This window comes from Nitrosophilus sp. (genome assembly GCF_982775275.1).
This window is the reverse complement of sequence record NZ_CEXZHP010000154.1, coordinates 1-3,682: the sequence shown is the minus strand read 5'-3', so window position 1 is coordinate 3,682 and position 3,682 is coordinate 1. Positions and strand designations below refer to the sequence as shown.

Genomic DNA, 3,682 nt, shown 5'->3' with positions numbered 1-3,682 from the left:
TTTAATAAAGTTGTAACAAAATTATAACTAAATCGGATAAATTTTGTCTTAATTAAAATTGTGTATAGATTTATAAGTTTTTTTTAATTTTAAAATATGGTGGATTTTGGCTCAGTGGCTAAATTTAAGGGGTCGTCAAATTTTTTTAACTCATAAGCTCTAATTGCCGCTCTTCCTATCATAGCCGCGTTATCGCTACAAAATTTCAACGGAGCAAATTCTATATGGATGCCTCTTTTTTTACATTCGGAGACAAATGCTTCTCTTAAAGCCATATTTGCGCTTGCACCGCCAACTATGGCAAAGTTTTTTGGTTTAAAAATATCAAAAACTTTTTTTGTTTTTTGCAAAAGATGCTCAATCGCAGCCTTTTGAAAGGATGCGGCGATATCATATCTATCTTTTTCATTTATATCTTTTAATTTTCCTATCTGAAGTCTTACTGCATTTTTTAACCCTGAAAAGCTAAAAGCGATTTTTGGAGAATTTTTAAGAGGGATAGGAAAGTCAAATCTGTTTTTATCTCCGTTTTTTGCATACTCTTCTATGATAGGGCCTCCGGGATAACCAAGATTTAGCATTTTTGCAACTTTATCAAAACTCTCTCCAAAGCTATCATCAAGGGTATTTGCCACTACTCTTACGACATTAAAATCCTCCACATCCAAAATCATAGTATGACCGCCAGAAACCAAAAGAACAAACTTTGGCAAAGACTCATCTTTTTCTATAAAAAGAGAATATATATGTCCGATTAAATGGTTTATACCTATAATTGGCACGTTTAAACTCAAAGAGATAGCTTTTGCCATCATAACGCCTTCTGCTAAGGTAACAGAAAGTCCGGGTTCATTTGTAACGGCTACGGCTTTTATGTTATTTAGATATTTTTTGCACTCTTCTAAAATCTTTGGCAAAGCCACCGCGTGCAATCTGCTAGCAAGCTCAGGAACTACTCCTCCATAAATAGAATGCTCTTTATCTTGTGATATTTTTTTATGAAAAATAAGTTTTTTGCTTTTTATTTCGGTAATTGCGATAGAGCTATCATCACAACTGCTTTCGATACTAAGAATCATTTTTTCCCTTCTTTTCTTCTATTAAAGCCTCTACCACTTCATCTTTATTTTCTATCTCTTTTGGAATCTCTTTTGTTTCTCCTTTTAATACTTTTAAAAGTCTCTCCTCTTGCTGTGGGGTTAATTTTTGTTGAGCAATAGTATCTATTATTTTGTTTGCTATTGCGATTTTTGCTTCGTTTTCTTTCATTCTAAAATATTTTTCCAGATTATCATGATAGGCTATAATCTTATCTTTTCTTTTTTTGTATACATATAAGATTATCAATATAGAAAGAATTATCAATATAAGCGCAATTAGCGAATATATCAAAAACTGTTTTTTAACCTCTATCTCTTTTTGGGCAATAAGCTTTTGATTTTCAAGCTCTATTTTTTGCTTCTCTTTTAAAAGTTCTAACTCTTTTAATTTTAACTCTTTTTGTATTTTTTGAAGTTCAAGCTCCTTTTGAGCTCTAATCTTTTCAAGTTCTATCTCTTTTTGAGCTTTCGTTTTTGTCTCTTTTAAACTCAGCTCTTCGAGTCTTTTTCTCATCTGCATCAGAGCAATTTCTCTTTTTTTATCGGCCTGAGCTCTTGCTAAAGCGATCTTTTCGTCAAGTTTTGCTTTTCTCTCTTGTAATTTATCTATTTTTTTATCGGATATTTTATCCTCTTTAAACTCGCATCCGGTAAAAAATAGCAAAGAGAGTGCCAACAAAATTTTAAAAACCAACTTTTAACTCCTAAAAATTTATATCAGATATTTGGCAAATATCCTAACCTCTTTATCTAAAACAAAAACATCATCTACTTTATTCAATTTTATATCCTTAAAAACCTCAACGCTATCTAGTATCATCTCAGATATTTTTAAAAAAGAGATTTTTTTGTTTATAAAAGCCTCAACAGCCACTTCGTTTGCAGCATTTACCACTACTCCAAGTTCTGGCTTTTTTAAAAGCAAATCTTTAATCTGCCAAATTGGATATTTTAACTCATCTATTTTTTTAAACTCTATATTTTTGATTTGAGTAAAATCGATATTTTTTACTATATTTTTATCAACTTTTTTTAAAATCGCATATGCGATAGGAAGTCTCATATCCGCACTAAAAGCTTGCAAAAGAGTAGATCCGTCTACAAAATCCACAATCGCGTGTATTAAAGATTTAGTCTCAATTATTGCGTCTATCTTATCGGTATTAAAAAGCCATTTTGCCTCAAGAATCTCAAAAAGCTTATTTACCATAGTAGCGCTATCGATCGTTATCTTCTTGCCCATACTCCAGTTTGGATGTTTTAGGGCATCTTTTAAAGTAGCATTTTTTAACTTCTCCTCGCTCCAGTCTCTAAAAGCTCCTCCGCTTGCGGTTATGGTAAGTTTTGAATATGGGATATTATTTTGATTTAATATATACCAAAGTCCAAAATGTTCGCTATCAATAGGTGTTATTTTGGAGCTTTTTATAAATTTTCCAGCAACCACCAAAGACTCTTTATTGGCTAAAGCTACCTCTTTATTTAACTCCAAAGCCTTTAGAGTTGGCTTTAATCCCAAAAAACCCACAAGAGCGTTAACTACTATTTTTGATTGGCAATTTTGTATAGCTTCTAATATTCCTTCTTCTTCATACAAAACATTTTTATGTTTTATCTTTTTGACATGCTCTTTTTTACCTACCACCACTATTTTTGGGTTAAATTCATCGATCTGTTTTTGTAGCAGCTCTATATTGTTGCCCGCAACTAACACCTCTACATCGATACCAAACTCTCTTGCTATATTTAAAGTATTAACACCGATTGAACCGGTCGATCCAAGAAGTGCTATCTTTTTTTTCACTTATAAAAGTCCTCTTAGCAAAATAACCATAGCAGGACCTGCAAAAAGATATCCATCTACCCTATCTAAAACTCCTCCGTGTCCTGGCAAAATATTTCCGCTATCTTTAACTTTGGCTCTTCTTTTTAGGTAGCTCTCAAAAAGATCGCCAAATATTCCAGCAATTGATGTTAAAAAGGAGATAACTATCGCATAAGGCAAATCAACTAAAGTTAGGGCGTAAAAGCTACCAAAAAATGTAGCCAACACCACTCCTCCTATCGCACCCTCTAATGTTTTATTTGGAGAAGTTTCGCTAAAAGGAGTTTTACCTATAAGTTTTCCTATAAAAAAGGCTCCGATATCGCTAATGGCTACAACTATCAAAAGCCAAATAAGAGAGTTCATACCAAAATCGTGATATAGAGCCAATAAAAACAGAAATGATGAAGTAGGATATAAAAAAGGCAGAAAGTTTTTTAAATCATAATCTTTATGATATGCCAAAAAAGAGGCAAAAATTATAGCAATCACAAAAAAAAGATCGTCTGGATTTGGATAAAAATAGGCAACAATCCATAAAATAAAAGCCCAAAAAAAGAGATTGTTATGGCTATCCATTTTTAATAGCTTCAATGTTTCGTAAAAGGCGAACATATAAATTACTCCAAAAAAGGCCCAGGTTAAAAAATAGTTATCTATAAGCCCAACTGCAACAACAACCGCAAGTAAAATAGTGCCGGTTACAAACCTTTGGGAATTTTCTTTTATGATGTTAAACATATATTTCCTTGGAATT

At 32.2% G+C, this 3,682-nt stretch carries 4 protein-coding genes; all 4 read right to left on the bottom strand.

What is annotated here, in order from left to right; genetic code table 11:
- Positions 1-89: 89 nt before the first annotated feature.
- The 4 genes from tsaD to AC30RD_RS07265 are packed head-to-tail and all read right to left on the bottom strand — an operon-like array spanning position 90 to position 3,666.
- Positions 90-1,079 carry a tRNA (adenosine(37)-N6)-threonylcarbamoyltransferase complex transferase subunit TsaD gene (tsaD, locus tag AC30RD_RS07280; protein ID WP_489493763.1) on the bottom strand — a complete coding sequence of 330 codons (990 nt, stop codon included), beginning with the start codon at positions 1,077-1,079 and terminating at the stop codon, positions 90-92.
- A complete protein-coding gene (locus tag AC30RD_RS07275; protein ID WP_489493761.1) occupies positions 1,069-1,794 on the bottom strand; it encodes a hypothetical protein in 726 nt (241 codons plus the stop codon). Before AC30RD_RS07275 ends, tsaD begins: the two co-directional genes overlap by 11 nt.
- A gap of 18 nt (positions 1,795-1,812) precedes the next feature.
- Positions 1,813-2,892 carry a 1-deoxy-D-xylulose-5-phosphate reductoisomerase gene (gene dxr, locus AC30RD_RS07270; protein WP_489493767.1) on the bottom strand — a complete coding sequence of 360 codons (1,080 nt, stop codon included), beginning with the start codon at positions 2,890-2,892 and terminating at the stop codon, positions 1,813-1,815.
- Between the two features lie 12 nt (positions 2,893-2,904).
- Positions 2,905-3,666, bottom strand: coding sequence for a phosphatidate cytidylyltransferase (locus AC30RD_RS07265; protein ID WP_489493765.1), 762 nt, complete (start codon positions 3,664-3,666; stop codon positions 2,905-2,907).
- Between the last annotated feature and the right edge of the window lie 16 nt (positions 3,667-3,682).

Coding starts and splice junctions, on each gene's coding strand:
- AC30RD_RS07265 (WP_489493765.1), bottom strand. CDS start 3,666: ATGTTTAACATCATAAAAGAAAATTCCCAAAGGTTTGTAACCGGCACT.
- tsaD (WP_489493763.1), bottom strand. CDS start 1,079: ATGATTCTTAGTATCGAAAGCAGTTGTGATGATAGCTCTATCGCAATT.